The sequence below is a fragment of the Ochrobactrum sp. BTU2 genome, from assembly GCF_024539785.1.
GTDB lineage: Bacteria > Pseudomonadota > Alphaproteobacteria > Rhizobiales > Rhizobiaceae > Brucella > Brucella anthropi.
Genome location: NZ_JAHWRG010000059.1, coordinates 1 through 2,698, shown reverse-complemented (window position 1 = coordinate 2,698; position 2,698 = coordinate 1). Strand labels below are relative to the sequence as shown.

Here is a 2,698-nt window from a genome sequence, read left to right as displayed (position 1 = left end):
CAACCGGGGAAAAGAACTCGGTAATTTCATGCCTCATCGATACCGGAAACAACTAGATCAAACAACTTGGCAGTGCCGCGTGAGCATGCAGCCTTTTTGCCCTGCGGACCCGCTCGGCAGAAGGTGCATGAAGCGTATCTGAAAGCTCGCAAGTATCTTTGGGGTGAGATGGTCGGGCGCACGGTCTCAGTCGAAGGCGGTGGTGATGCCCAGAACAACATCTGGGTTGTCGGCATCGAGGAAAGCTCGACCGTGGAATTCGAGATTATGCTGGCGAGAGAGCAAGTCGGCTGACTTTGTACGGCAATGCCCCCGACAGTTTTGCCGGGGGCAAGTGGCGCGGCTCTGTGCCTAAGGTCAGTTGACAATATAGACACTGCCGCGCATTATGCGGCTTCCACCAGGGGGGTCCCGACAAGGGGCTGAGATTCTGCTGGGCCGCAAGGCAGCGCAGTGACCCTACGAACCTGATCCAGTTCATACTGGCGTAGGGACGGTGCGGATGCCTTGCCGGTCGCATGCGACCTATATTGGGTATTCTTTTCCTTCCCGTCAGTGCTGGGTCTCCAAAGCTGCGACGCGAGGAGCCTCGACATGACATCCAAGGAAACCTTGACGATCACCACCGGACCGCTGCCCGCATCGATCAAGGTGTTCAAGCCAGGCGTACTGCACCCCGACATCCGCGTGCCCATGCGCGAGATCGCTCTGCATCCAAGCGCGGGCGAGCCGCCGGTGACGGTCTATGATTCCTCGGGTCCTTATACCGATCCGGCCGCAGAAATCGCCATCGAACGCGGCCTTCCGCGCCTGCGAGAAGGCTGGACCATGGGGCGCGGCGACGTGGAATCCTATGATGGACGGCATGTGAAACCCGAGGATAACGGTTTTGTCTCGGGCGACCGGCTGACGCCCGAATTTCCCGTCCGTCACCGCCCCTTGCGAGCACGGAACGGAAAGGCCGTCACCCAGCTTGCCTATGCCCGCGCGGGCATCGTCACCCCCGAGATGGAATTCATCGCCATCCGCGAAAACATTGGCCGCAAGGCCGCGCAGCAGGCACTGGTCCGCGACGGGCAGGATTTTGGCGCGGCGATCCCCGATTTCGTCACCCCCGAATTCGTGCGCGAGGAGGTGGCACGCGGGCGGGCAGTCATCCCGGCCAATATCAATCACCCCGAAGCCGAGCCGATGGTCATCGGTCGTAATTTCCTGGTCAAGATCAACGCCAATATTGGCAATTCGGCAGTGACCTCCTCAATGGTCGAGGAGGTGGACAAGATGGTCTGGGCGACCCGCTGGGGCGCCGACACAGTGATGGACCTGTCTACGGGCCGCAACATCCACAATATCCGCGAATGGATCATCCGCAATTCGCCCGTGCCCATCGGTACCGTGCCGCTGTATCAGGCGCTGGAAAAGGTCGGCGGCATCGCCGAGGACCTGACATGGGAAGTCTTCCGCGACACGCTGATCGAGCAGGCTGAGCAGGGCGTGGACTATTTCACCATCCATGCCGGGGTGCGGTTGCATATGATTCCGCTGACGGTGGGTCGCGTTACCGGCATCGTGTCGCGCGGCGGCTCGATCATGGCGAAATGGTGCCTGCATCATCACCGCGAAAGCTTCCTCTACGAGCGTTTCGAGGAGATCTGCGACATCATGCGCGCCTATGACGTCAGCTTTAGCCTTGGCGACGGACTGCGCCCCGGCTCCATCGCCGATGCCAACGACGCGGCGCAATTCGCCGAACTGGATACCCTGGGTGAGCTGACCAAGATTGCCTGGGCCAAGGACTGCCAAGTCATCATCGAAGGCCCTGGCCATGTGCCGATGCACAAGATCAAAGAGAACATGGACAAGCAGCTTGCCGTCTGCGGCGAAGCGCCGTTCTACACCCTCGGGCCGCTGACGACCGACATCGCGCCGGGCTATGACCACATCACTTCGGGCATCGGCGCGGCGATGATCGGCTGGTTGGGCACGGCGATGCTCTGCTATGTCACGCCCAAGGAACATCTGGGCCTGCCGGACCGCGATGACGTGAAGACCGGTGTCATCACCTACAAGATCGCCGCCCATGCCGCCGACCTGGCCAAGGGGCACCCGGCGGCCAAGCTTCGCGATGATGCGCTGTCCCGCGCCCGGTTCGAGTTCCGCTGGGAGGACCAGTTCAACCTGTCGCTGGACCCCGAGACGGCGCGGGCCTTTCACGACGAGACCCTGCCGAAAGAGGCGCACAAGGTGGCGCATTTCTGCTCGATGTGCGGGCCGAAATTCTGCTCGATGCGGATCTCCCACGACATCCGTGCCGAGGCGCAGAAAGAGGGCATGGCCGCCATGGCGCAGAAGTACCGCGCGGGAGGTGATCTTTACATGCCGGTGGTTGAGGAGATCTGAGCGGGCATGACTCTTCGGGCGGTTTCGCGCCGACGAAAATACACCGAGGCCGACCGTCCACAACGGGCTCGGAGTGACCAAACCGTCAAGTAGCAACCTGGCCCCCTACGCCTGCGGTCGAGCGTCCGGTTTCGCATTTCAGCGCGATTGTAACGCTGCACCGCCGTCAGGCCGCTTCCCGCCCAGAGCGTAAGAAAAAAACGCCACGGATCCAGTGCCTCGGCATTGCCAAGTTGTTTGAATAGGGCTTTGAGCAGCTTTCGCCTGTGTTTATCAAGCGGTCATTTCGGTCGTGTAG

The 2,698-nt window shown here is 61.2% G+C and carries 2 protein-coding genes and 1 riboswitch; both genes read left to right on the top strand.

What is annotated here, in order from left to right:
* Positions 1–66: 66 nt before the first annotated feature.
* On the top strand, positions 67–294 hold the full coding sequence (locus KWJ32_RS27805) for a hypothetical protein (RefSeq protein WP_256886612.1): 228 nt from the start codon (positions 67–69) through the stop codon (positions 292–294).
* Between the two features lie 98 nt (positions 295–392).
* Positions 393–512, top strand: a riboswitch (TPP riboswitch).
* A gap of 82 nt (positions 513–594) precedes the next feature.
* Positions 595–2,400, top strand: coding sequence for a phosphomethylpyrimidine synthase ThiC (gene thiC / locus KWJ32_RS27800; protein WP_024899785.1), 1,806 nt, complete (start codon positions 595–597; stop codon positions 2,398–2,400).
* Positions 2,401–2,698 lie beyond the last annotated feature (298 nt).

Coding starts and splice junctions, on each gene's coding strand:
- thiC (WP_024899785.1), top strand. CDS start 595: ATGACATCCAAGGAAACCTTGACGATCACCACCGGACCGCTGCCCGCA.